This is a genomic window from Aeromonas sp. MR19 (assembly GCF_963899305.1).
In the GTDB taxonomy this organism is placed as follows: Bacteria; Pseudomonadota; Gammaproteobacteria; order Enterobacterales; family Aeromonadaceae; genus Aeromonas; species Aeromonas bestiarum.
This window is the reverse complement of the sequence record NZ_CAWQWZ010000033.1, coordinates 1-331: the sequence shown is the minus strand read 5'-3', so window position 1 is coordinate 331 and position 331 is coordinate 1. Positions and strand designations below refer to the sequence as shown.

Genomic DNA, 331 nt, shown 5'->3' with positions numbered 1-331 from the left:
ACCGCTTGGCATCAGCCTCGCCATGAACACAAATAGTTGGTTGCGGGGGCCAGATTTGAACTGACGACCTTCGGGTTATGAGCCCGACGAGCTACCGAGCTGCTCCACCCCGCGTCCGAATTGTACTACCTTCATCACCACACACTACCGAGCAGAAGTAGCTTGCTGTCTTTACGTTCACCGCTTGGCATCAGCCTCGCCATGAGCACAAATAGTTGGTTGCGGGGGCCAGATTTGAACTGACGACCTTCGGGTTATGAGCCCGACGAGCTACCGAGCTGCTCCACCCCGCGTCCGAATTGTACTGCCTTCATCACCACACACTACCGAG

2 tRNA genes are annotated in these 331 nt (G+C 56.2%); both read right to left on the bottom strand.

Features of this window, described 5'->3' with window-relative positions:
* Positions 1 to 37: 37 nt before the first annotated feature.
* Positions 38 to 114: transfer RNA gene (locus AACQ95_RS15880), tRNA-Met, on the bottom strand.
* Between the two features lie 102 nt (positions 115 to 216).
* Positions 217 to 293 (bottom strand) — tRNA-Met (locus AACQ95_RS15875).
* Between the last annotated feature and the right edge of the window lie 38 nt (positions 294 to 331).